We start from the raw sequence: 21,570 nt of genomic DNA, 5'->3' as shown, positions 1-21,570 counted from the left end.
CGAGCGCGCCGTTCTTCCTGTCGCCGGGCGGCGGACTGTCGTGCGATAGGCGCTCAGGCGGGCGAAAACACCCTTCGATACCGGATCGCCTCGGCGATCTGCCCGGCGCTCGGCGATTCGTCGCCCGCGAGATCCGCGATCGTCCGCGCGACCTTCAGCACCCGGTAGTGCGCGCGCGCCGACCAGCGGAACCGCTCGCCCGCTTCGCGCAGCAGCGTCTCGCCCGTGCTGTCCGGACGGCAGAACGTATCGGTTTCGCGCCCCGTCAGCATGTGATTGGTCTTGCGCTGCCGCGCGAATTGCCGCAAGCGCGCGAGCGCGACGCGCTCGGCGACGGCCGCGCTCGATTCGCCCGCCGCCGCCGGCCGCTCGGCCAGCTCGGCGGGCGTGAGCGCGGGAATTTCGATCTGGATGTCGATGCGGTCGAGAAGCGGCCCGGACAGCTTGCGCAGATAGCGCGCGGCGACGTCGGGCGAGCAGCGGCAACGGCCGCCGGGGTCGCCGCGCCAGCCGCAGGGGCACGGATTCATCGCCGCGATCAGCTGGCATGCGGCCGGGAAATCCGCCTGCAGCGCGGCGCGCGAGATCGTGATGCGGCCCGCCTCGAGCGGCTCGCGCAGCGTCTCGAGCACGTGCCGGTCGAATTCGGGCAGCTCGTCGAGGAACAGCACGCCGAGGTGCGCGAGCGTGATTTCGCCCGGCTGCGGCGGATTGCGCCCGCCGACGAGCGCGGCCGAACTCGACGAGTGGTGCGGCGCGCGAAACGGACGCCGCCGCCATTGAGCGGGCGAGAAGCCCGCGCGGCTCGATGAAAGAATCGCGGCGGACGTCAGCGCCTCGTCGTCGTTGAGCGGCGGCAGGAGGCCCGGCAGACGCGCGGCGAGCATCGACTTGCCCGCTCCCGGCGGCCCGATCATCAGCATGTGATGGCCGCCCGCCGCCGCGACTTCGAGCGCGCGCTTCGCGCCCGTCTGGCCGATCACGTCGGCGAGGTCGGGGGCGGATGCGGCAGGCAGATCGTCGAGGCGGGGTGCGGCGACGGGCGCGAGCCGCCCGTCCGGCGCGCCGGCGAGATGCGCGCACAGCGCGGGCAGATCAGCCGCGCCGTACACCGTCACGCCCGGCGCGAGCGCCGCTTCGCCCGCGCTCGGCAGCGGCAGGTAGAGCTCGGCGGCGCTCGGCGCCGCCGCCGGTTCGCCATCCGCCACCAAACCGGTTTCGTCCGCCTGCTGCGCGCGCGCCGCGCCGCACGCCATCGCGAACGCACCGCGCATCGGGCGCAGCGCGCCCGTCAACGACAGCTCGCCCGCGAACTCGCGGCCATCGAGCGCATCGGCCGGAAGCTGGCCGCTCGCGGCGAGAATGCCGAGCGCGATCGGCAGGTCGAAGCGGCCGGACTCCTTCGGCAGGTCGGCGGGCGCGAGGTTGACGGTAATGCGCCGCACGGGGAATTCGAAGCCGCAATTCTGCAGCGCGGCGCGTACGCGCTCGCGACTTTCGCGCACCTCGAGATCGGGCAGCCCGACGATCGAGAACGAGGGCAGCCCGTTGGCGAGATGGACTTCGACGGTGACTTCCGGCGCACGGCCGGCAGCGGGCGCGCGGCTGCGCACCACGGCAAGCGACATGATTCGACTCCGCGTGGACCGGACCGGGCGGCGCGGATGGCGCCGCCCGTGGCGTCCGGAGATTGGTTTCGATGCGCGCTTGCCGGCGTGGCGCGAGCTGCTGGGATGGGCCGCTCAGCGAATGCGAGCGGCGGCGGCCGTCACGATTGGACGTCGGCCAGTTTCTGTTCGAGCTCGGCGACGCGCTTCTCGAGTTCCTCGAGCCGCGCGCGAGTGCGCGCGAGCACTTGCGCCTGCGTGTCGAATTCCTCGCGGGTGACGAGATCGAGCTTCGAGAAGCCCTGCGTGAGCATCGCCTTCACGTTGCGCTCGACATCCTTGGCCGGCGAGTTTTTCAGCAGATCGCCGATACGCGCCTGCAGGTCGTTGAAAACGTCGCTGGGTTGCTTCATGGTGTTCCCCTTCCAGGTGCACAAAATCTGTGCAATAGCCGTTGCCGTCGTGCCCACGAATCGCGCATGACCGAAATTGGTGCGCTCGCAGGCCCGTTTTCCGGGCATTCGATCGCGTGAAGCCGCGTTCGCCGTGCGCCGGACGTGCGTGCACTCTAACAACCTTCCTTTCAGTGCGCCAGCAAACCGGGCCCGCGTTGGCCGTTCGGCCAAGGCGCGCTTGCGTTCGCGCAAGCGCGCATCCGTGGCGGAAATCTGCCTGAAAGCCTTTCAAGACCTGCATGAGCCGACATGGCATGCGAGTTGCTGTAGATGTTCCGCTACACATTGCTGCACTGATGGGACAACCATAGCGAGAGGACTTCATGAAACTGATTACCGCAATCATCAAGCCGTTCAAGCTCGATGAGACGCGCGAGGCGCTCTCGGCCCTCGGCGTCTCGGGCATCACGGTGACGGAGGTCAAGGGGTTCGGCCGCCAGAAAGGGCACACCGAGCTGTACCGCGGCGCCGAGTATGTCGTCGATTTCCTTCCTAAGATGAAAATCGAAGCCGCGGTGTCGGACGATCTCGTCGATCAGGCCGTCGAGGCGATCGAGCGTGCGGCACGCACGGGGAAGATCGGCGACGGCAAGATCTTCGTCACGGCGATCGAGCAGGTGATTCGGATCCGTACCGGGGAGACGGGCGCTGACGCCCTGTAACAAGAGACACGAGCGATAAGAGGAAATCCAAGATGCGCAAAATACTGATGTCACTGTTGATGGCCGGCTCGCTGCTTGCGGGCGGCATCGGCGCCGCGATGGCCGACGACGCGTCGTCGGCACCCGCAGCCGCCTCGGCCGCAGCGGCTTCCGACACGTCGGCGAGCGCCGCCGCCGCGTCCGCGCCTGCCGCCTCGGCGCCGGCCGCATCCGCGCCGGCCGACGCATCCGCGGCCGCATCGGCCGCCGCGCCGGCATCGGCCGCCGCCGCACCCGCCGCGCCGACCGCGCCGTTCTCGGTCGATTCGTCGAAGATCAATTCGGGCGACACCGCGTGGATGCTGACGTCGACCGCCCTCGTGCTGTTCATGACGATTCCGGGCCTCGCGCTCTTCTACGGCGGCATGGTTCGCAAGAAGAACGTGCTCGCCACCGTGATGCAGAGCTTCGCGATCACCGCGCTGATCACGGTGCTCTGGACGGTCGTCGGCTACAGCCTCGCGTTCACGCCGGGCAACGGCTTCATCGGCGGCTTCTCGCGCGTGTTCCTGTCCGGGATGAACTACATCCACGGCGACAAGGCGACGACGCTCACCGTCAGCCACCTCGCGCCGACGATTCCCGAGACGGTCTACTTCGTCTACCAGATGACGTTCGCGATCATCACGCCCGCCCTCATCTGCGGCGCGTTCGCCGACCGGATGAAGTTCTCGGCGATGCTCGTGTTCATGACGCTCTGGTCGCTGATCGTCTATGTGCCGATCGCGCACATGGTCTGGGAACCGACCGGCTGGCTGTCGGCCGACGGCGTGCTCGACTTCGCGGGCGGCACGGTCGTTCACATCAACGCCGGCATCGCGGGCCTGATGTCGTGCCTCGTGCTCGGCAAGCGCGTCGGCTACGGCCGTGAGGCGATGGCGCCGCACAACCTCGTGCTGACGCTGATCGGCGGCTCGATGCTGTGGGTCGGCTGGTTCGGCTTCAACGCGGGCTCCGCGGTCGCGGCGGACGGCCGTGCCGGCTTCGCGATGCTGACGACGCAAGTGGCGACCGCGTGCGCCGCGCTCGGCTGGATGTTCGCCGAGTGGATCGCGAAGGGTAAGCCCTCGGTGCTCGGCATCGTGTCGGGCGCGGTGGCGGGCCTCGTCGCGATCACGCCGGCGGCCGGCTTCGTCGGCGTCGCGGGCGCGCTCGTGATCGGCATCGCCGCGGGCGTCGTGTGCTTCTGGTCGGCCACGTGGCTCAAGTCGAAGCTCGGCTACGACGATTCACTCGACGCGTTCGGCGTGCACGGCGTGGGCGGCATTCTCGGCGCGCTGCTGACGGGCGTGTTCGCGGTCAAGGACATCGGCGGCGCCGACGGCAGCCTGCTGCTGCAGGCGAAGGGCGTGCTGATCACGCTCGTCTACAGCGGCATCGTGAGCTTCGTGCTGCTGAAGGTGATCGATCTCGTGATCGGCCTGCGCGTGACGGAGGAAGAAGAACGCGAGGGCCTCGACGTGATCCTGCACGGCGAGCACGTCGAATAATCGGATTCATCCCCGAACCCGGGACGGCGCGGCGCACGCACGCTTCGCCGCCCGACGGACAGAATGAGCGCAGCGACTTCGACCCGCCTTCCCGGCGGGTTTTTTTTCGTCTATTCGCACCTTGTCGCATGCGGCGCCGACATCGCGCGCTGCGGCAAACACCCGTCTGAAGCCCGCGCGGCAAGGGCGCGCGCGATAACCCTTCGGCCTATCGGGTCAATAGCGACAATCATGCGGTAAATCCTTGCGATCGCGGGAACAATCCCCAAATGCACGGGGCAATTGCTCTACAATCTTTTTTCTCCCGTCCGCGAGTTACACATGGTTCCCCATCTCGTTACGGCGTTAAACGGCCCGCTGCTCGAGCTCGAGCGGAAGATCCTCGACGCCACGCCTGCGATCGAACGCTGGTTCAGGCTCGAATGGCAGGAACACACGCCGCCGTTTTATTGTTCGGTCGATCTGCGCAACGCGGGTTTCAAGCTCGCGCCCGTCGACGCGAACCTGTTTCCGGGCGCGTTCAACAACCTGCCGCCCGAAGTGCTGCCGCTCGCCGTGCAGGCGGCGATGGCCGCGATCGAGAAGATCTGCCCCGACGCGAAGAACCTGCTCGTGATTCCCGAGCTGCCGACGCGCAACGCGTTCTATCTCGAGAACGTCGCGCGCCTCGCGACGATCATGCGCCAGGCGGGGCTGAACGTGCGCTTCGGCTCGCTCGATCCGAGCATCGCCGACATCACGCCGATCACGCTAGCCGACGGCCAGAAGATCGTGCTCGAGCCGCTCGAGCGCACGCCGCGCCGCCTCGGCCTGAAGAATTTCGATCCGTGCTCGATCCTGCTCAACAACGATCTGTCGGCAGGCATTCCGGGCGTGCTGGAAAATCTGCACGAGCAGTATCTGCTGCCGCCGCTGCACGCCGGCTGGGCGGTGCGCCGCAAGTCGACGCACTTCTCCTGCTATGACGACGTCGCGAAGAAGTTCGCGAAGATGGTGGGCGTCGATCCGTGGATGCTGAACCCGTATTTCTCGCACGTCGAAGGCGTCGACTGGCATGAGAGCGACGGCGGCGAGGCGCTTGCCGACGCGATCGACGCGGTGCTCAAGAAAATCGCGCGCAAATATCGCGAATACGGGATCGGCGAGAAGCCGTACGTCGTCGTGAAGGCGGACGCGGGCACGGCGGGGCGCGGCGTGATGACCGTGCACGACGCGTCCGAGATCGGCCGGATGACGAAGCACGAGCGCGCGCAGATGGCCGAATCGAAGGCGGGCGTGCCGGTGCGCGACGTGATCGTGCAGGAAGGCGTCTATACGTTCGAGCGGATCGGCGACGAGGTGGCCGAGCCCGTCGTCTATATGATCGACCGTTACGTGGTGGGCGGGTTCTACCGCACACACGGCGCGCGCGAGCGCGACCAGAATCTGAACGCGCCCGGCATGCACTACGTGCCGCTCGGCTTCGAGCACACGGCGCTGCCGGACACGCACGCGAAGCCCGGCGCCGCGCCGCCGAACCGCTTCTACATGTATGGCGTCGTCGCCCGGCTCGGGCTGCTCGCGTCGTCGGTCGAGCTCGAGAAGACCGACCCGGAAGCGATCCAGGTGTGACGCCTCCCTTCTAGCATCAGGACCCGCATGGACATTCTCTTTATCGCCGACCCGCTCGAGCGCTTCAAGATCTACAAGGACTCGACCTACGCGATGATGGCCGAGGCGGCGCGGCGCGGGCATGCGGTGTACGCGTGCGAGCCGAACCAGCTTGCGTGGACGGGCGCGGGCGTCGAGGCCGACGTGCGCCGCGTGACGATCGCGGGCGACACGGCCGATCTGCATCGCGACCGCTGGTACGAAGCAGGGGCGCACGAATCGCGCGCGTTGCCGTCGTTCGGCGCGATCCTGATGCGCAAAGATCCGCCGTTCGACATGGAGTACGTGACATCGACGTGGCTGCTCGAGCTTGCCGAGCGCGCGGGCGCACGCGTGTTCAACAAGCCGCAGACGATCCGCGATCATTCCGAGAAGCTCGCGATCGGCGAGTTCGCGCAGTTCGTCGCGCCGTCGCTCGTCACGCGCGACGCGGCGCGGCTGCGCGCGTTCCACGCCGAGCATGGCGACGTGATCCTGAAGCCGCTCGACGGCATGGGCGGGATGGGCGTGTTTCGCGTGAAGCCCGACGGCATGAATCTCGGCTCGATCATCGAGATGCTGAGCCACGACGGCGCGCGATCGGTGATGGTGCAGAAGTTCATCCCGGAGATCAAAGCCGGCGACAAGCGCATTCTGCTGATCGACGGCGAGCCGGTGCCGTACTCGCTCGCGCGGATTCCGCAGGGCAACGAGGTGCGCGGCAATCTCGCGGCGGGCGGCGTCGGTGTCGCGCAGCCGCTCACCGAGCGCGACCGCGAGATCGCGGCGACGCTCGGCCCGGTGCTCGCGGCGCGCGGCTTGCTGCTCGTCGGACTCGACGTGATCGGCGACTGGCTGACCGAGGTGAACGTCACGAGCCCGACTTGCTTTCGCGAAATCATGGAGCAGACTGGATTCGACGTCGCCGGCATGTTCGTCGACGCATTGGAGCGCGCGGTCGGCTGACGCGCGCACGGTTGGGCGGCGGCTGCGCAGGCCCCCGTCGCCGGACCGGTTCGGCCGGCTAGGCACGCTCGGCCGGACAGGCTCGACTGGCCTGCTACAATGCCCGTTCGCCGGCACGGTTTTTCGTGCGCCAGGCCCGGCGGTCGGGCCGAACACGTTGCAAGGCTGACATGGCAGGCATTCTCATCATCGCGCATGCGCCGCTCGCTACCGCTTTGCGGGACTGCATCGCGCATATCTATGGCGGGCTGCCCGCGCGGATCGGCTGCATCGACGTACAGGCGGAAAACGATCCGGCCCAGGTGATGGCGTTCGCGCACGCGGAACTCGCGCGTCTGAAGGAAGAAAACGGCGCGCTCGTGCTGACCGACATGTACGGCGCGACGCCCGCGAACATCGCGGGGCAGCTCGCGAAGGTCGAGGGCGTGCGGGTGCTCGCGGGCGTCAATCTGCCGATGCTCGTGCGCGCCGTGTGCTACCGGACGACGCCGCTCGACACGCTCGTCGACAAGGCGCTCGCCGGCTCGACGAAGGGCATCCACGAGATCGCGGCCGGCACGCCGCCGCCGCGCGCAAGCGCGCTTGGCTGCGGCGAATGCGCGCCGATTCCGCCGGAGCCGAAGGCGCAGCCGCACTGAGCCTGCGCACCGATTCGCATTACCCCAGTGCGGCCGGCAGGCCGGCCGCAGCCCGTTTTGACCTCATCGGAACACCATGCTTCAACAAGAAACGACCATCGTGAACAAATTGGGGCTCCATGCGCGCGCGTCGGCCAAGCTCACGCAGCTCGCGGGCAATTTCCAGTCGGAAGTCTGGATGACGCGCAACGGCCGCCGGATCAACGCGAAGAGCATCATGGGCGTCATGATGCTGGCGGCGGGCATCGGCAGCACGGTGACGATCGAGACCGAAGGGCCGGACGAGCGCGAGGCGATGGATGCGCTTCTCAAGTTGATCGCCGACAAATTCGGCGAAGGGCAGTGACGCCGCGGCGGCACGCCGCTCAGCTATCCAGCGAGAATGCCGCGCGACGCCGCGGCATTTTTTTCGTCACGTGACGCCGCGCCGCGATGCTGCGCCGCACGCAGTCAGATGGCGGGCGCGGAATTTATAATCGGTGGTCGGGGTCATAAGCGCATCGCAGCGGTGCGCCGCGGCTCACGTGATCAAGGAGGTGCGCGTGTCTTTCACGCTGCATGGCATTCCCGTTTCAAGAGGCATCGCGATCGGAAGAGCGTATCTGATCGCGCCGGCGGCGCTCGACGTCGCGCATTACCTGATCGAGGTCGAGCGGATCGAGGCCGAGATCGAGCGTTTCCGTACGGCGCTCGGCGCGGTGCGCCGCGAACTCGACGAGCTGCGCGCCGATTTGACCGACGAAACGCCGACCGAAGTCGCGGCTTTCATCGACGTGCACGCGATGATTCTCGGCGACGCGATGCTCGTGCAGGAAACCATCGACCTGATCCGCACGCGCCGCTACAACGTCGAATGGGCGCTGACCGAGCAGCTCGACGTGCTCGCCAGCCACTTCGACGACATCGAGGACGAATACCTGCGCGAGCGCCGCGCGGACATCGAGCAGGTCGTCGAGCGGGTGCTGAAGGCGCTCGCGGGCGCGCCGTCCGCCGCGCAGGCGCTCGACTGCGCGGCGGGCAACGGCCACGACGAGATGATCGTGGTGGCGCACGACATCGCGCCCGCCGACATGATGCAGTTCAAGACGCAGGCGTTCCAGGCGTTCGTCACCGACCTGGGCGGGCGCACGTCGCACACGGCGATCGTCGCGCGCAGCCTCGGAATTCCGGCCGCGGTCGGCGTCCAGCATGCGAGCGCGCTGATCCGCCAGGACGATCTCATCATCGTCGACGGCGACCAGGGGATCGTGATCGTCGATCCCGCGCCGATCGTCCTCGAGGAATATTCGTACCGGCAATCGGAGAGGGCGCTCGAACAGCGCAAGCTGCAACGGCTCAAGTTCTCGCCCGCGCTGACGCTCTGCGGCGCGAAGATCGATCTCCTCGCGAACATCGAACTGCCCGACGACGCGAAGGCGGCCGTCGACGCGGGCGCGGTCGGCGTCGGTCTGTTCCGCTCCGAGTTCCTGTTCATGAGCAAGAACCGGATGCCGGAGGAGGAGGAGCAGTTCGCCGAGTACAAGCGCGCGGTCGAGCTGATGCGCGGCATGCCCGTGACGATCCGCACGATCGACGTCGGCGCGGACAAGCCGCTCGACATGCACGACGAAGGCTACGAGACCGCGCCGAACCCGGCGCTCGGCCTGCGCGCGATTCGCTGGAGCCTGTCGGAGCCGCAGATGTTCCTCACGCAGCTGCGCGCGATCCTGCGCGCGTCGGCGTTCGGCCAGGTGAAGATCCTGATCCCGATGCTCGCGCACGCGCAGGAGATCGACCAGACGCTCGACCTCATCAACGAGGCGAAGCGGCAGCTCGACGCGGCGGGGCTCGCGTACGATCCGAACGTGCGTGTCGGCGCGATGATCGAGATTCCGGCCGCGGCGATCGCGCTGCCGCTGTTCCTGAAGCGCGTCGATTTCCTGTCGATCGGCACGAACGACCTGATCCAGTACACGCTCGCGATCGACCGCGCGGACAACGCGGTCGCGCATCTTTACGATCCGCTGCACCCGGCGGTGCTGCACCTGATCGCGTTCACGCTGCGCGAGGCGAAGCGCGCGGGCGTGCCGGTGTCGGTGTGCGGCGAGATGGCGGGCGATCCGGCGTTGACGCGCCTTTTGCTCGGCATGGGGCTCACCGAGTTCTCGATGCATCCGAGCCAGTTGCTCGTCGTCAAGCAGGAGATCTTGCGCGCGCATCTGAAGGCGCTCGAGAAGCCGACCGCGGACGTGCTCGCGTCGTTCGAGCCGGAAGAGGTGCAGGCGGCGCTCAATCGCCTCGCGAGCGCCGAGCCTCGGGCCGACGTCGCGGCCTGATTTGGCGGCGCGCGTGGGCGCGCATTCGTCAGCGGAGGCGGAAGGCGGGGCGCGAGCGGCGGGATCGCTTGCTTGTCGCCGTTCGCCCGAAAGCGCGATCGCGCGTCATGTTTCCATGCCGAAGCCGAAGCCGAAGCCGAAGCCGAAACCAACGCCAACGCCAACGCCAACGGTTGCGGCGACACCCTGCGCCGCCGCCGCCTCGCTCAATGCGCGCCGCCCGCGCCGCACACCGGGCAATCCGGCTGCCGCGCGATCTTCATCGTGTTCCATTCCATCCGCAGCGAGTCGAGCATCATCAGCCGGCCGACGAGCGTCGTGCCGATTCCGCCGATCACGCGCAGCGCCTCGGCCGCCTGCATCGCACCGATGATGCCGACAGTCGGCGCGAACACGCCCATCGTCGAGCACGCGACCTCCTCGAACGGCTGATCTTCCGGAAACACGCACGCGTAGCAGGGCGAGCCCGGATCGCGGAAGTCGAACGTGCTGATCTGCCCGTCGAAGCGCAGCGCCGCGCCCGACACGAGCGGCACCCGGTGCTCGACGCATGCGCGGTTGATCGCGTGGCGCGTCGCGAAATTGTCGGTGCAGTCGAGCACGACGCTCGCTTGCGGCACATGCGCGTTCAGCCACGCATCGTCGACGCGCTCGGCCACCGCGTTCACCTTCACGTCGGGATTGAGCCGCGCGAGCGCGTCGCGCCCCGATTCGACCTTCTTGCGGCCCACCGACGCGCTCACGTGCAGGATCTGCCGCTGCAGGTTCGTGAGGTCGACCGTGTCGGCGTCGACGAGCGTGATCGTGCCGACGCCCGACGCCGCGAGATACATCGCCGCGGGCGATCCGAGCCCGCCCGCGCCGACGACGATCGCATGCGCGTCGAGAAAGCGCTGCTGCGCTTCGATGCCGATTTCGTCGACGAGGATGTGGCGGGAATAGCGGAGGAGTTGATCGTCGTTCATCGTGGGCCGCGGGGCGGAGAAACGGTCTCGAACATTATTCTAGGCGCACAAAGAAAACGGGCCATCGCGGCAAGCCGCCGCGATGGCCCGTGCGTTGCGTCGCGCGCTTACTGCGGCTGCGGTGCCGAAGCGGGCTTCGGCGCCGGCGCCGGCTTCGCGGCCGCTTTCGGCGCCGCCTTCGGCGCGGACGCGGCGGCCGCCTTGTCGGCCGGGCTCTTCGGCGCGCTGTCGGCGACCAGCATCTTCGACTGCTCGACCGGCTTGCCTTCGAGCTTGTTGAGTGCCTGCTGCATCATGAAGTCGTCGGCGCTGCCGAATTCGACCGGCTTGCGCTCGCGATCCTTCTGACGCTGCTCGGGCGTCTTCTTGTCGTTCTGCTCCTCGAGAATGCGCAGTTGCTCCATCCGGCGCTGCTCGCGATCCTCGAGCTCCTTCTTCTCGTTCGGGTCCTGCGTGTTCGCGAGGTGGTTCGTGTAGTCGACTTCGCGCGTGACGAGCACGTCGTCCGGATCGCCGTCCGCGAACTGATCGACCGGAACGTCGGGCAGGATGCCCTTGTTCTGGATCGAGCGGCCGCTCGGCGTGTAGTAGTACGCGGTCGTCAGGCGCAGCGCGGAGTCCGCCGTCATCGGCCGGACCGTCTGCACCGAGCCCTTGCCGAACGTCGCCTTGCCCATGATCACCGCGCGGTGCGAATCCTGCAGCGCGCCCGCGACGATTTCCGACGCCGACGCCGAATAGGCGTTCGTCAGCACGACCATCGGCACGGTCTTGAAGACGGCCGGCAGGTTCTTCAGCGGGTCGGAATCGAACGACGGCAGGCGGTAGTTCTCGTAGTTGTCGCGATAGATCTGCTTCGAATCCGGAATCTGGCCGTTCGTCGAGACGACGACGGAATCCGGCGGCAGGAACGCGCCCGCGACGCCGACCGCGCTCTGCAGCAGGCCGCCGCCGTTGTTGCGCAGATCGAGGATCAGGCCCTTCAGGTTCGGCTGCTGGCGCGCGATGTCTTGCAGCTTCGCGGCGAGATCGGGCGTCGTGCGCTCCTGGAAGCTCGTGATGCGGATGTACGCGTAGCCCGGATCGAGCAGCTTCATCTTCACGCTCTGCACGCGGATCACCGCGCGCGTGACCGTGACGGGGAACGTGCGGTCGTCGCTCTTGCGGAAGATCGTCAGCGTGACCTTCGTGCCGGGTTCGCCGCGCATCTGCTTGACCGCCTTGTCGAGCGTCATGCCGCGCACCGGGCGATCGTTGATGCGGGTGATCAGGTCGCCCGGACGGATGCCGGCGCGGAACGCGGGCGTATCTTCGATCGGCGAGATCACCTTGACGAGGCCGTCTTCCTGCGAGATTTCGATGCCGAGTCCGGCGAAGCGGCCCTTCGTCTGCTCCTGCAGCTCCTGGTAGTCGGTCTTGTCGAGATACGACGAATGCGGATCGAGGCTCGACACCATGCCCTTGATTGCCGCGGTCAGCAGCTTCTTGTCGTCGACGGGCTCGACGTATTCGCGCTTGATCTGCCCGAAAACTTCCGCGAAGAGGCGTAACTGGTCGAGCGGCAGCGGCGCGGCGGCCGTCGTGACGGCCTGCTGGGCCGACGCGGAGATTTGCAGCGTCGCGAAGACGCCGGTCGCGAGGCCCGCGGCAATCAGGCCGATGTTCTTCAATTTCATACGCATAGAGTCTGGTGCGGTCGGAAAGCGCGTGGCTGTCGCGGGAGCAACGGGACGGTCATAGGACGGTCAAGTATAACTGTTCGTCCGGATGCCTTGTGGATTGGGGCGAAACGGGGAACGCCAGCAAGATTCTGACAACGCCGCGCGAAACAGGTTCGCGCGGCGAGGTACGCGCACGGGCTGCCGCCCGCGCGCCGCGCGCGGCGATTACGCCGCCGACGCCTTGCCCTGCTGCGCGACGGCGGCCTGCGCTTTCGCGATCGCGTCCTGATCGCCGAGGTAGTAGTGCCGGATGGGCGTGAGGTTCTCGTCGAGCTCGTAGACGAGCGGCACGCCGTTCGGGATGTTCAGGCCGACGATGTCCGAATCGGAGATGCCGTCGAGATACTTGATCAGCGCGCGCAGCGAGTTGCCGTGCGCGGCGATCAGCACCTGCTTGCCGGCCTTCACCGCAGGCGCGATCGATTCGTTCCACAGCGGCAGCACGCGCGCGACCGTATCCTTCAGGCACTCGGTGAGCGGCAGCTGCTCGCGCGGCACCTTCGCGTAGCGCGGATCTTCGTACGGCGCGCGCTCGTCGGTCGGCTCGAGCGCGGGGGGCGGCGTGTCGTAGCTGCGGCGCCAGACCAGCACCTGCTCGTCGCCGTACTTCGCCGCGGTTTCCGCCTTGTTCAGGCCCGACAGCGCGCCGTAGTGGCGCTCGTTCAGCCGCCACGAATGGACGACGGGCACGTACATCAGGTCCATCTGGTCCTGCACGTGCCAGAGCGTGCGGATCGCGCGCTTCAACACCGAGGTGTACGCGATGTCGAACGTGTAGCCGGCTTCCTTCAGCAGGCGCCCCGCCTGCTGGGCTTCGCTGTTGCCTTGTTCGGTCAGGTCGACGTCGACCCAGCCGGTGAAGCGGTTTTCCTTGTTCCAGGTCGATTCGCCGTGGCGGATGAGAACGAGCTTGTGCATAGATGCTTGCGGTCGGTAGTGAGGAAGCGGTAGGCGCCGATGCGGACCCGGCTCGGGGGCGACATCGCGTAAAGCGGTTATTTTATAATGGCGGGATTGCCCTTTCCGATTTCTCTTTTTCGGCGGATTTTCCGTGACGTTCTTCACCGATTACACGAACCTCGCGCTCATCGCGATCCTGGTGGTTTCCGGCGGTCTTCTCGCGTGGCCCGCGCTGCGGCGCGGCGGCGGCGGGCTGTCGGCCGCCGAGGCGACCCAACTGATCAACCGCCGCAACGCGATCGTCGTCGATTTGCGCCCGTCGGCCGAGTACGGCGCGGGCCACCTGCCGTCGGCGCGCTCGATCGAATTCGGCGAGCTGCAGGCGAAGGCGGGCCAGCTCGCGAAGAACAAGGGCACGCCCGTGCTGCTCGTGTGCCAGAACGGCCAGCAGTCGCAGAAGGCGCGCAAGATCGTCGAGGAGGCGGGCTACCAGGACGTCCACGTGCTGCAGGGCGGCCTGAGCGCGTGGCAGCAAGCCGGCATGCCGGTCGTCAAATAAGGAGTGGCGAAGTGAACAAAGTGGTCATGTACAGCACGCAGGTGTGCCCGTATTGCATCCAGGCCGAGCGGCTGCTCAAGCTGCGCGGCGTCGAGCACGTCGAGAAGGTGCTGGTCGACAAGGAGCCGGAGCGTCGCGCCGAAATGATGGAGCGCACCGGCCGCCGCACCGTGCCGCAGATCTACATCGGCGACACGCACGTCGGCGGCTACGACGACCTGTCGAAGCTCGACCGCGAAGGCGGCCTGAAGCCGCTCCTCGAAGCCGCCTGACAAGGCGCAAGCCATCGCGCGGCCGCCGTCTTGCGCGCGGCGCGCGATCCACGCACGATCGCACCGGGCGTGCCGGAGGGTTCCGGCCGCCGCGAAAACATTTTTAGGGAGCCACCATGTCCGACGTCGAAAACCAACCGTTCTTCAACATCCAGCGCATCTACCTGAAGGATCTGTCGCTCGAGCAGCCGAATTCGCCCGCGATCTTCCTCGAGCAGGAGATGCCTGCCGTTGAAGTCGAAGTGGACGTGAAGGCCGAGCGCCTCGCCGACAACGTCTACGAAATCGTCGTCGCGGGCACCGTCACCGCGAAGGTGCGCGAGAAGGTCGCGTTCCTCGTCGAAGCGAAGCAGGCAGGCATCTTCGACATCCGCAACATCCCGGCCGAGCAGATCGATCCGCTTTGCGGCATCGCGTGCCCGACGATCCTGTTCCCGTACCTGCGCTCGAACATCGCCGATTCGATCACGCGCGCGGGCTTCCCGCCGATCCACCTCGCCGAGATCAACTTCCAGGCGCTGTACGAGCAGCGTCTCGCCGAAATCGCGCAGCAACAGCAGCAAGGCGGCGCGCCGAACGGCACGACGCTGAACTGAGCGTGAACGACGACCGGTGCTGAGCATGAAAGTCGCTGTCCTCGGCGCCGGCGCGTGGGGCACCGCGCTCGCGGCGCATCTCGCCGCGCGGCACGACACGCTGCTCTGGGCGCGCGACGCCGCGCTCGTCGCCGAGCTCGCCGCGCGGCGCGAGAACGCCCGCTACCTGGACGGCGTCGCGCTGCCGCCGGCATTGCGTTACGAGGCCGATCTCGTCGCGGCGCTGTCGCACGCGCAAGCGGACGACGCGCTGTGCGTGATCGCCGCGCCCGTGGCCGGATTGCGCGCGCTGTGCCGCGCGATGCGCGACACAGGCTGCGTGCCGGCTCACTTCGTCTGGGTCTGCAAGGGCTTCGAGGCCGACACGCGGCTGCTGCCGCACCAGATGGTCGGCGAAGAGCTGCCCGGGCATGCGAGCTACGGCGTGCTGTCCGGGCCGAGCTTCGCGCGCGAGGTCGCGCAGGGGCTGCCCGTCGCGCTGACGGTCGCCAGCGCGTCGGCCGCGTGCCGCGAGCGTACGCTCGCGGCGTTCCATCACGGCGCGATGCGCATCTACACGGGCGACGACGTCGCGGGCGTCGAAGTCGGCGGCGCGGTGAAGAACGTGCTCGCGATCGCAACGGGCATCGCCGACGGCCTGGGCCTGGGCCTGAACGCGCGCGCGGCGCTCATCACGCGCGGGCTCGCGGAGATGTCTCGCCTCGGCGTCGCGCTCGGCGGCCGCGCGGAAACGTTCACGGGCCTCACGGGCCTGGGCGATCTGATCCTCACGGCGACGGGCGATCTGTCGCGCAACCGGACGGTCGGCATGCAGCTCGCGGCCGGCCGCACGCTCGACGATATCCTGGCCGCGCTCGGCCACGTCGCCGAAGGCGTGCGGTGCGCGCGCGCGGTGTTGTCGATCGCGCGCGAGCGCGGGGTCGACATGCCGATCACCGAAGCGGTGTGCGCCGTGCTGTTCGACGGCGTCGCGCCGCGCGACGCGGTGAGCGGCCTGCTGCGGCGGGACGCGAAGGCCGAATAGGGCCCCGCGCGCCGAACCGAAACCAACCGCACCGAGCGAACGAGCGAACGCGGGCGCGCCGCATCGAGCGCCCGCTCTCGCTCGTCTGTGCGCTTGCGCCGCGCGGGCGTACGCTGTGCGTATCGCGATCAACTCGATGGAGGGCATCATGCCGAACATCGGTTCGACGTCGGTCGAAGCGCGCGTCGTCGACATCACGACGCTCGCGCTCGACGCGATCGTCAACGCGGCCAACGAGTCGCTGCTGGGCGGCGGCGGCGTGGACGGCGCGATCCACCGCGCGGCGGGGCCCGAGCTCGTGAACGAATGCGCGATGCTCGGCGGCTGCGCGACGGGCGACGCGAAGCTCACGCGCGGCTATCGTCTGCCCGCGAAGTACGTGATTCACACGGTCGGCCCGGTTTGGCACGGCGGCGGGCGCGGCGAGCCCGCGCTGCTCGCGTCGTGCTACCGGCGCGCGCTCGAAGTGGCGGCCGACGCCGGCTGCGCGTCGATCGCGTTTCCGGCGATCAGCTGCGGCGTGTATCGCTTTCCGCCGGACGACGCAACCGCGATCGCGGTGCGCACGGTCGCCGACGCGCTGGCCGGCGATCTGGCCGAGGCGAAATTCGAGCGCATCGTGTTCGCGTGCTTTTCCGACGCGATGCTCGATCTCTATCGCGCGGCGCTTGCGCGCGTTTGAGCGCGCGTTCGTGCGCCGCTTGCCGCCGCCGGCCGGTTTCGGCGTCGGCTTGCGGCCGACGTCCGGGCGAATCGACTGTCGAGCGGAGGCTGGCGGCGCGGCGCCGCGCAACGCGTGTCGACGACGTTCGCGCTCGGGTCATGTTCCGCGCATGAAGTATGCTCGCGCCGTCACGAAGCGACGGTCGCTGCGGCGTAGCTTCCGCCGGGCGAAAGCCGGCGAAGCGTCGCTGTCCGGCGTTTTATGCCGATCCGATCCCAATCGATCCGATTGCGCTTCGCCGTCACGACCATTCTCGCCGCCCCCGCGTTCGACAGAACGCGCCGGCCGGCCCGGCGCGCGCTCAAGCGCCGCCTTCGAACCCCGCCTGACGCCACGCCTCGAACACGACGACCGCGACCGTATTCGACAGATTGAGGCTGCGATTGCCCGGCCGCATCGGCAGCCGCACGCGCTGCCCGGCGGGAAAGCGCTCGACGAGCTCGGGCGAGAGGCCGCGCGTCTCCGAGCCGAACACGAACCAATCGCCCGGCTCGAATGCGCGATCGTGAAAGCGTCCCGCGCCGCGCGTCGTGAACGCGAACATCCGGGCGGGGTCGGGCGCTTCGGTCGCGACGAACGCTTCCCAATCCCGATGGACCCGCATCTGCGCGTACTCGTGATAGTCGAGCCCCGCGCGCCGCATCTTCGCGTCGTCGAGCGGAAAGCCGAGCGGCTCGATCAGATGCAGCCGCGCGCCCGTGTTGGCGCACAGCCGGATCACGTTGCCGGTGTTCGGCGGAATTTCGGGCTCGACGAGGACGACGTTGAACATGATTCGATCGGTGAAAAGCGTGTGAACGTTTAGCAGGCGCGATGCGGCGCGCCTTCAATCCTTCGCGGTGCGCAGCGCGACGAAGTTCGTCACGCGCCGCGCGCCCGCTTCCTTCAGTTTGCGCGCGAGCGCGTCGAGCGTCGCGCCCGACGTCATCACGTCGTCGACGACGCCGACGTGCAGCCCCGCAACCGGCCGCGCGATGTCGAACGCCGCCGCGACGTTCGCGCGCCGCGCGTCGAACGCGAGCCGCGATTGCGGCGCGGTGTTGGCGACGCGCGCGGCAAGCGTCGCGTCGGCGCGCACCTGCAGCGCGCGTGCGAGCGGCCGCGCGATCGCCCACGCCTGGTTGTAGCCGCGCTCGACGAGCCGGCGCGGCGCGAGCGGCACGGGCGCGATTACGTCGAGCGGCGGCGCGCCGTCGAGCGCGTCCGCCGCGAGCCGTGCGAGCCGCTCGCCGAATTCGCGGCCGAGCGCGAGCCGCCCGTGAAATTTCAAATCGAGCGCGAGGCCGTCGAGCGGCGCGCGGTAGTCGGCGAGCGCGAGCGTCGCGTCGAACGGCGGCGGCGTGCCGGCGCACGCGCCGCAGCGGTAGCGCATCGCGCCGCCCGGCGCGCGCGAGCCGGACAGAGGCAGCGCGCAGCGCGGGCAGCGCAGCCGCGCCTCGTTCCAATAGGCGGCGTCGCAACAGTCGCAAATCGTCCGATGTGACAAATTGCCGCACAACGCGCAGCGGTTCGGCAGCGCAGCAGCGAAAAAACGTGCCAGGACAATGCCCAGGCGCGACGCCGCCAAGCGTATGCCGCATCGCAAAACGGCCGGATTCGCCATCGTTCGGTTCCTGCGGAGGGGCCGCTTCGCTGAATGGCGCGAAGCGAGCGAGTATACTTCGGGCTCTTCGCCAGTGTGCCCGACATGTCCCCAGCTTCCGCAAAAACCAGCCGTCCGGCCTACGATCCCCGGCGCTTGCGGCGAATCTTCGACCGCCGAGCCGCCGCGTTCGACGCCGTGTCGTTCCTGCCGCGCGAAATCGCGCAGCGGATGCGCGAGCGCCTCGATTTCATCAAGGTGAATCCGGCTGGCGTGCTCGATGCGGGCTGCGGCACGGGCGACGATTTGCCGTTGTTGCGCGCGCGCTTTCCGGAGGCGCCCGTGTTCGGCGTCGACGTATCGGGCGGAATGCTCGCTCGCGCGGCCGCGCGCGACACGGCCGAGACGAGCTGGCGCCGCTTCCTGCCCGCGACGCTCACGAAGGCGCTCGGCCATCGCGGGCCGCGCGTCGCGCAAGCCGATTTTTCCGCGTTGCCGTTCGCGAGCGACGCGTTCGATTTCCTCTGGTCCAACTTCGCGCTGCATTGGCACGCGCGCCCCGATCTCGTGTTTCCCGAATGGCATCGCGTGCTGCGCGTCGACGGGCTGCTGATGTTCAGCACGCTCGGCCCCGATACGCTGCGCGAGCTGCGCGCCGCGTGCGCGGAGGCGGCGGCCGCGGCGGGCGAAGCGCGCGCCGTCGCGCGCGTGATCGATTTCGTCGACATGCACGATCTCGGCGACATGCTCGTCGAGAGCGGCTTCGAGATTCCGGTGATGGACCAGGAGACGCTGACCGTCACCTACAAGTCGCCCGATTCGCTGCTCGCGGACGTGCGCCGCCTCGGCGCGTATCCGTTCGAGCGGGGTGCGTCGGGGGGCGCGTCGCGCCGCCTGCGCGCGGCGCTGTACGACGCGCTCGAGGCGCGCCGGCGCGACGACGGCACGATTCCGTTGACGTTCGAGGTGATTTACGGGCACGCATGGAAGGCGGCGCCACGCGCGAGCGCGGAAGGCTTCAGCATCGTGCGCGTGCAGGACATCGGCAGAGGGCGGCCGAAGCGTTCGTGACGCGGTGAAGAGCGGTTTCGTTATGCCGGAAATTAACGGTCGCGGGCGGCTGGAAAAAGCCTCCTAAAATGGCCGGGAAGCTTGTCGCGCTTGGCTCGCCGGGCGATGGCCGTTTGCTTGTGGATGACTTTGAACCCGCCTATAATGCGACAGTTTGTCGTCCTGGGGGTCCTCACAATACAGGACGGCCGGCCCGATGCGGGCAAGCATCAGACGCCATTCGCGAGAGGCAGCGATGGAAGCAGCGAAGGGTTTGCACGACGCTGAACCGGTTCTCGCGGACTGGCTGATGAAGCGCAACTGTTCGGTGTCTCCGCGGCAATTCGTGGGGTTCTACGTTTCGCTCGCGGCGTTTTCGCTGTTGATCGCGATCCTGTTGTCGTGGCGCGGAGCGTGGCTCGTGCTGCCTTTCACCGGGATCGAGTTGCTGGCGGTGGGCGTCGCGTTTGCAATCTACGCGCGCCATGCGGTCGATTACGAGCGCATCCGGCTGTTTCCTCACCGGCTCGTCATCGAGCGGATGAGCGCGGAGCGGCTGACGCAGATCGAGTTGAACCCGCGCTGGGTGCGGGTCGAGCCGGGTGCGTCGCCGCGCGATCCAATCAAGTTGGTGTCGCGCGGAGAGGCCGTCGTGGTCGGGCAGCACCTCGCGCAATACCGGCGCGCGCAGTTCGCGCGCGAGCTGCGCGCTTCGCTTTCGCGCTGCGGCTGAGCGGGGCGGCCGGCTCGAGGCGGGCGGCCTGCGACGGGGGAGGGTTTGAATGGAAATTTTGGGTAAGGAAGCTATGAAAACAATCAAGCGAGCCCTCACGGGCGTGCTGGCATGCAGCGGGTTGCTCTTGTCCGGCGCCGCTCTGGCGGTCGGCGACAGCCCGGGCGGCCCCCGCGTCAACGAGATCAATCTCCAGCAGCCCGTGACGAAGATCGCAGAAGAGCTCTACGACCTCCACACGATGATGCTCATCCTCTGCACGGTGATCTTCGTCGGCGTGTTCGGCGTGATGTTCTATTCGATCTTCGCGCACCGTAAGTCGAAAGGCCACAAGGCCGCCAATTTCCACGAAAGCACCACCGTCGAAATCATCTGGACGATCGTGCCGTTCATCATCGTCGTGCTGATGGCGCTGCCCGCCACGAAGGCCGTCGTCGCGATGAAGGACACGACGAACGCCGACCTCACGGTCAAGGTGACCGGCTACCAGTGGAAGTGGGGCTACGACTACGTGAAAGGGCCGGGCGAGGGCATCAGCTTCCTGTCCACGCTGTCGACGCCGCGCAGCGAAGTGAACGGCCAGCAGCCGATCAGCGACACCTATCTGCAGGAAGTCGACAATCCGCTCGTCGTGCCGGTCAACAAGAAGATCCGCGTCATCACGACCGCGAACGACGTCGTCCACTCGTGGTACGTCCCGGCGTTCGGCGTCAAGCAGGACGCGATTCCGGGCTTCGTGCGCGACACCTGGTTCAAGGCCGAGAAGGTCGGCACCTACCGCGGCTTCTGCACGGAGCTCTGCGGCAAGGAGCACGCGTACATGCCGGTCGTCGTCGAAGTGCTGTCGGACGACGACTACGCGAAGTGGGTGAGCGCGCAGAAGGCGAAGCTCGCCGCCGGCGCGGTCGATCCGAACAAGGTGTATACGCGCGCCGAGCTGATGGCGCACGGCGAAGAAGTCTACAAGGCGAATTGCGCGGCGTGTCACCAGCCGAACGGCAAGGGCGTCGGCGCATTTCCGGCGCTCGACGGCGGCAAGATCGTCAATGGCCCGATCGCCGGCCACCTCGAGCAGGTGCTCAAGGGCAAGGGCGCGATGCCGTCGTGGGCGTCGCTGTCGGATCTCGACATCGCGGCGGTGATCACGTACGAGCGCAATTCGTGGGGCAACCATAAGGGCGATTCGCTGCAGCCGAAGCAAGTGGCCGACGCGCGCAACGGCAAGCTGCCGGAAGACGCGCAGCAGGCGGACGGCGGCGCGGCTGCGCCGGCGGCGGAAGCATCGGGCGCGGCTGCGCAGACGCAGGCCCAGGCGCTGCCGGCCGCGATCTATTTCGAGACGGGCAAGAGCGAGCTGCCGGCCGACGCGAAGGACGCGATCGCCGCGGCGGCCGAATATGTGAAGGCGCATCCGGACGCGAAGCTCGCGCTGTCGGGCTTCACCGACAAGACGGGCTCGGCCGACGCGAACACCGAGCTGGCCAAGCGCCGCGCGCAGGCCGTGCGCGATGCGCTGAAGTCGGCCGGCGTCGCGGAGGACCACATCATTCTGAAAAAGCCGGAAACGATCACGGGCGGGGCTGACGCGAAGGAAGCCCGGCGGGTCGAGATCGGCCCGGCGGCTTGACGTGTCGCTGTGTTTG

22 protein-coding genes are annotated in these 21,570 nt (G+C 68.0%); 15 read left to right on the top strand and 7 right to left on the bottom strand.

Annotated elements, in window-relative coordinates:
- Nucleotides 1-53: 53 nt before the first annotated feature.
- Both WS78_RS17425 and WS78_RS17420 read right to left on the bottom strand, forming a co-directional pair.
- On the bottom strand, nucleotides 54-1,628 hold the full coding sequence (locus WS78_RS17425; RefSeq protein WP_059584353.1) for a YifB family Mg chelatase-like AAA ATPase: 1,575 nt from the start codon (nucleotides 1,626-1,628) through the stop codon (nucleotides 54-56).
- 140 nt (nucleotides 1,629-1,768) lie between these two features.
- Complete coding sequence (locus WS78_RS17420; protein ID WP_004198021.1) at nucleotides 1,769-2,020, bottom strand: accessory factor UbiK family protein; 252 nt, start codon at nucleotides 2,018-2,020, stop codon at nucleotides 1,769-1,771.
- Between the two features lie 365 nt (nucleotides 2,021-2,385).
- Here WS78_RS17420 and WS78_RS17415 point away from each other — a divergent pair, with 365 nt between their 5' ends.
- From WS78_RS17415 to ptsP, 7 genes are all read left to right on the top strand, one after another.
- Nucleotides 2,386-2,724 carry a P-II family nitrogen regulator gene (locus WS78_RS17415; protein WP_027789049.1) on the top strand — a complete coding sequence of 113 codons (339 nt, stop codon included), beginning with the start codon at nucleotides 2,386-2,388 and terminating at the stop codon, nucleotides 2,722-2,724.
- A 32-nt stretch (nucleotides 2,725-2,756) separates the two neighbouring features.
- The gene (locus WS78_RS17410) at nucleotides 2,757-4,253 is read left to right on the top strand and encodes an ammonium transporter (protein ID WP_038750581.1); all 1,497 of its coding nucleotides are present in this window, start codon (nucleotides 2,757-2,759) and stop codon (nucleotides 4,251-4,253) included.
- A 321-nt stretch (nucleotides 4,254-4,574) separates the two neighbouring features.
- Nucleotides 4,575-5,864 carry a glutamate--cysteine ligase gene (gshA, locus tag WS78_RS17405; RefSeq protein ID WP_038750578.1) on the top strand — a complete coding sequence of 430 codons (1,290 nt, stop codon included), beginning with the start codon at nucleotides 4,575-4,577 and terminating at the stop codon, nucleotides 5,862-5,864.
- A gap of 27 nt (nucleotides 5,865-5,891) precedes the next feature.
- Entirely contained in the window at nucleotides 5,892-6,848 is a 957-nt protein-coding gene (gene gshB, locus WS78_RS17400) for a glutathione synthase (RefSeq protein ID WP_038750575.1), read from the top strand.
- Between the two features lie 170 nt (nucleotides 6,849-7,018).
- On the top strand, nucleotides 7,019-7,486 hold the full coding sequence (locus tag WS78_RS17395; RefSeq protein WP_059584358.1) for a PTS sugar transporter subunit IIA: 468 nt from the start codon (nucleotides 7,019-7,021) through the stop codon (nucleotides 7,484-7,486).
- A 76-nt stretch (nucleotides 7,487-7,562) separates the two neighbouring features.
- On the top strand, nucleotides 7,563-7,832 hold the full coding sequence (locus WS78_RS17390; protein WP_010101417.1) for an HPr family phosphocarrier protein: 270 nt from the start codon (nucleotides 7,563-7,565) through the stop codon (nucleotides 7,830-7,832).
- 178 nt (nucleotides 7,833-8,010) lie between these two features.
- A complete protein-coding gene (gene ptsP, locus WS78_RS17385) occupies nucleotides 8,011-9,801 on the top strand; it encodes a phosphoenolpyruvate--protein phosphotransferase (protein ID WP_186448546.1) in 1,791 nt (596 codons plus the stop codon).
- A gap of 206 nt (nucleotides 9,802-10,007) precedes the next feature.
- On the opposite strand, the gene WS78_RS17380 is transcribed toward ptsP, so the two are convergent.
- From WS78_RS17380 to gpmA, 3 genes are all read right to left on the bottom strand, one after another.
- Nucleotides 10,008-10,766, bottom strand: coding sequence for a HesA/MoeB/ThiF family protein (locus tag WS78_RS17380; protein ID WP_038750567.1), 759 nt, complete (start codon nucleotides 10,764-10,766; stop codon nucleotides 10,008-10,010).
- 107 nt (nucleotides 10,767-10,873) lie between these two features.
- Nucleotides 10,874-12,448, bottom strand: a complete 1,575-nt coding sequence (locus WS78_RS17375; RefSeq protein WP_059584361.1) for a S41 family peptidase — start codon at nucleotides 12,446-12,448, stop codon at nucleotides 10,874-10,876.
- Between the two features lie 204 nt (nucleotides 12,449-12,652).
- Nucleotides 12,653-13,405, bottom strand: a complete 753-nt coding sequence (gpmA, locus tag WS78_RS17370; protein WP_038750561.1) for a 2,3-diphosphoglycerate-dependent phosphoglycerate mutase — start codon at nucleotides 13,403-13,405, stop codon at nucleotides 12,653-12,655.
- A 133-nt stretch (nucleotides 13,406-13,538) separates the two neighbouring features.
- Between gpmA and WS78_RS17365 the strand changes: the two genes are divergently transcribed.
- The 5 genes from WS78_RS17365 to WS78_RS17345 all read left to right on the top strand — a co-directional run bounded on the left by WS78_RS17365 (nucleotide 13,539) and on the right by WS78_RS17345 (nucleotide 16,520).
- On the top strand, nucleotides 13,539-13,946 hold the full coding sequence (locus tag WS78_RS17365) for a rhodanese-like domain-containing protein (protein ID WP_059584364.1): 408 nt from the start codon (nucleotides 13,539-13,541) through the stop codon (nucleotides 13,944-13,946).
- An 11-nt stretch (nucleotides 13,947-13,957) separates the two neighbouring features.
- Entirely contained in the window at nucleotides 13,958-14,218 is a 261-nt protein-coding gene (gene grxC, locus WS78_RS17360; protein ID WP_038750555.1) for a glutaredoxin 3, read from the top strand.
- 116 nt (nucleotides 14,219-14,334) lie between these two features.
- On the top strand, nucleotides 14,335-14,814 hold the full coding sequence (secB, locus tag WS78_RS17355) for a protein-export chaperone SecB (protein ID WP_038750552.1): 480 nt from the start codon (nucleotides 14,335-14,337) through the stop codon (nucleotides 14,812-14,814).
- Nucleotides 14,815-14,839: 25 nt separating this feature from the next.
- Nucleotides 14,840-15,838 carry an NAD(P)H-dependent glycerol-3-phosphate dehydrogenase gene (locus tag WS78_RS17350; RefSeq protein WP_059584366.1) on the top strand — a complete coding sequence of 333 codons (999 nt, stop codon included), beginning with the start codon at nucleotides 14,840-14,842 and terminating at the stop codon, nucleotides 15,836-15,838.
- Between the two features lie 148 nt (nucleotides 15,839-15,986).
- Nucleotides 15,987-16,520: an O-acetyl-ADP-ribose deacetylase gene (locus WS78_RS17345; protein WP_038750628.1), complete on the top strand. Its 534-nt coding sequence runs from the start codon at nucleotides 15,987-15,989 to the stop codon at nucleotides 16,518-16,520.
- A 343-nt stretch (nucleotides 16,521-16,863) separates the two neighbouring features.
- On the opposite strand, the gene trmL is transcribed toward WS78_RS17345, so the two are convergent.
- Nucleotides 16,864-17,334 (bottom strand): tRNA (uridine(34)/cytosine(34)/5-carboxymethylaminomethyluridine(34)-2'-O)-methyltransferase TrmL, encoded by a 471-nt coding sequence (gene trmL, locus WS78_RS17340; RefSeq protein ID WP_038750547.1) that lies wholly within the window; start codon nucleotides 17,332-17,334, stop codon nucleotides 16,864-16,866.
- A 54-nt stretch (nucleotides 17,335-17,388) separates the two neighbouring features.
- Nucleotides 17,389-18,165: a ComF family protein gene (locus WS78_RS17335; RefSeq protein WP_038750544.1), complete on the bottom strand. Its 777-nt coding sequence runs from the start codon at nucleotides 18,163-18,165 to the stop codon at nucleotides 17,389-17,391.
- Nucleotides 18,166-18,249: 84 nt separating this feature from the next.
- Here WS78_RS17335 and WS78_RS17330 point away from each other — a divergent pair, with 84 nt between their 5' ends.
- The 3 genes from WS78_RS17330 to coxB all read left to right on the top strand — a co-directional run bounded on the left by WS78_RS17330 (nucleotide 18,250) and on the right by coxB (nucleotide 21,554).
- A complete protein-coding gene (locus WS78_RS17330) occupies nucleotides 18,250-19,215 on the top strand; it encodes a methyltransferase domain-containing protein (RefSeq protein WP_038750541.1) in 966 nt (321 codons plus the stop codon).
- Between the two features lie 235 nt (nucleotides 19,216-19,450).
- Nucleotides 19,451-19,927, top strand: a complete 477-nt coding sequence (locus tag WS78_RS17325; protein WP_059584367.1) for a DUF2244 domain-containing protein — start codon at nucleotides 19,451-19,453, stop codon at nucleotides 19,925-19,927.
- A gap of 49 nt (nucleotides 19,928-19,976) precedes the next feature.
- Nucleotides 19,977-21,554, top strand: coding sequence for a cytochrome c oxidase subunit II (coxB, locus tag WS78_RS17320; RefSeq protein WP_059584369.1), 1,578 nt, complete (start codon nucleotides 19,977-19,979; stop codon nucleotides 21,552-21,554).
- Nucleotides 21,555-21,570 lie beyond the last annotated feature (16 nt).

It is taken from the genome of Burkholderia savannae (genome assembly GCF_001524445.2).
GTDB classification, from domain to species: domain Bacteria; phylum Pseudomonadota; class Gammaproteobacteria; order Burkholderiales; family Burkholderiaceae; genus Burkholderia; species Burkholderia savannae.
Note: the sequence above shows the minus strand (reverse complement) of the source record. Positions and strands in the feature narration are given on the sequence as shown.

Excerpts from the sequence above, each read along its gene's own strand:
- WS78_RS17410 (WP_038750581.1), top strand. The coding sequence starts at position 2,757 with ATGCGCAAAATACTGATGTCACTGTTGATGGCCGGCTCGCTGCTTGCG.
- WS78_RS17420 (WP_004198021.1), bottom strand. The coding sequence starts at position 2,020 with ATGAAGCAACCCAGCGACGTTTTCAACGACCTGCAGGCGCGTATCGGC.
- gshA (WP_038750578.1), top strand. The coding sequence starts at position 4,575 with ATGGTTCCCCATCTCGTTACGGCGTTAAACGGCCCGCTGCTCGAGCTC.
- WS78_RS17395 (WP_059584358.1), top strand. The coding sequence starts at position 7,019 with ATGGCAGGCATTCTCATCATCGCGCATGCGCCGCTCGCTACCGCTTTG.
- WS78_RS17375 (WP_059584361.1), bottom strand. The coding sequence starts at position 12,448 with ATGCGTATGAAATTGAAGAACATCGGCCTGATTGCCGCGGGCCTCGCG.
- coxB (WP_059584369.1), top strand. The coding sequence starts at position 19,977 with ATGGAAATTTTGGGTAAGGAAGCTATGAAAACAATCAAGCGAGCCCTC.
- gshB (WP_038750575.1), top strand. The coding sequence starts at position 5,892 with ATGGACATTCTCTTTATCGCCGACCCGCTCGAGCGCTTCAAGATCTAC.
- WS78_RS17425 (WP_059584353.1), bottom strand. The coding sequence starts at position 1,628 with ATGTCGCTTGCCGTGGTGCGCAGCCGCGCGCCCGCTGCCGGCCGTGCG.
- WS78_RS17335 (WP_038750544.1), bottom strand. The coding sequence starts at position 18,165 with ATGGCGAATCCGGCCGTTTTGCGATGCGGCATACGCTTGGCGGCGTCG.
- WS78_RS17380 (WP_038750567.1), bottom strand. The coding sequence starts at position 10,766 with ATGAACGACGATCAACTCCTCCGCTATTCCCGCCACATCCTCGTCGAC.
- WS78_RS17415 (WP_027789049.1), top strand. The coding sequence starts at position 2,386 with ATGAAACTGATTACCGCAATCATCAAGCCGTTCAAGCTCGATGAGACG.
- WS78_RS17350 (WP_059584366.1), top strand. The coding sequence starts at position 14,840 with ATGAAAGTCGCTGTCCTCGGCGCCGGCGCGTGGGGCACCGCGCTCGCG.
- secB (WP_038750552.1), top strand. The coding sequence starts at position 14,335 with ATGTCCGACGTCGAAAACCAACCGTTCTTCAACATCCAGCGCATCTAC.
- WS78_RS17325 (WP_059584367.1), top strand. The coding sequence starts at position 19,451 with ATGGAAGCAGCGAAGGGTTTGCACGACGCTGAACCGGTTCTCGCGGAC.
- WS78_RS17345 (WP_038750628.1), top strand. The coding sequence starts at position 15,987 with ATGCCGAACATCGGTTCGACGTCGGTCGAAGCGCGCGTCGTCGACATC.
- trmL (WP_038750547.1), bottom strand. The coding sequence starts at position 17,334 with ATGTTCAACGTCGTCCTCGTCGAGCCCGAAATTCCGCCGAACACCGGC.
- gpmA (WP_038750561.1), bottom strand. The coding sequence starts at position 13,405 with ATGCACAAGCTCGTTCTCATCCGCCACGGCGAATCGACCTGGAACAAG.
- WS78_RS17390 (WP_010101417.1), top strand. The coding sequence starts at position 7,563 with ATGCTTCAACAAGAAACGACCATCGTGAACAAATTGGGGCTCCATGCG.
- WS78_RS17330 (WP_038750541.1), top strand. The coding sequence starts at position 18,250 with ATGTCCCCAGCTTCCGCAAAAACCAGCCGTCCGGCCTACGATCCCCGG.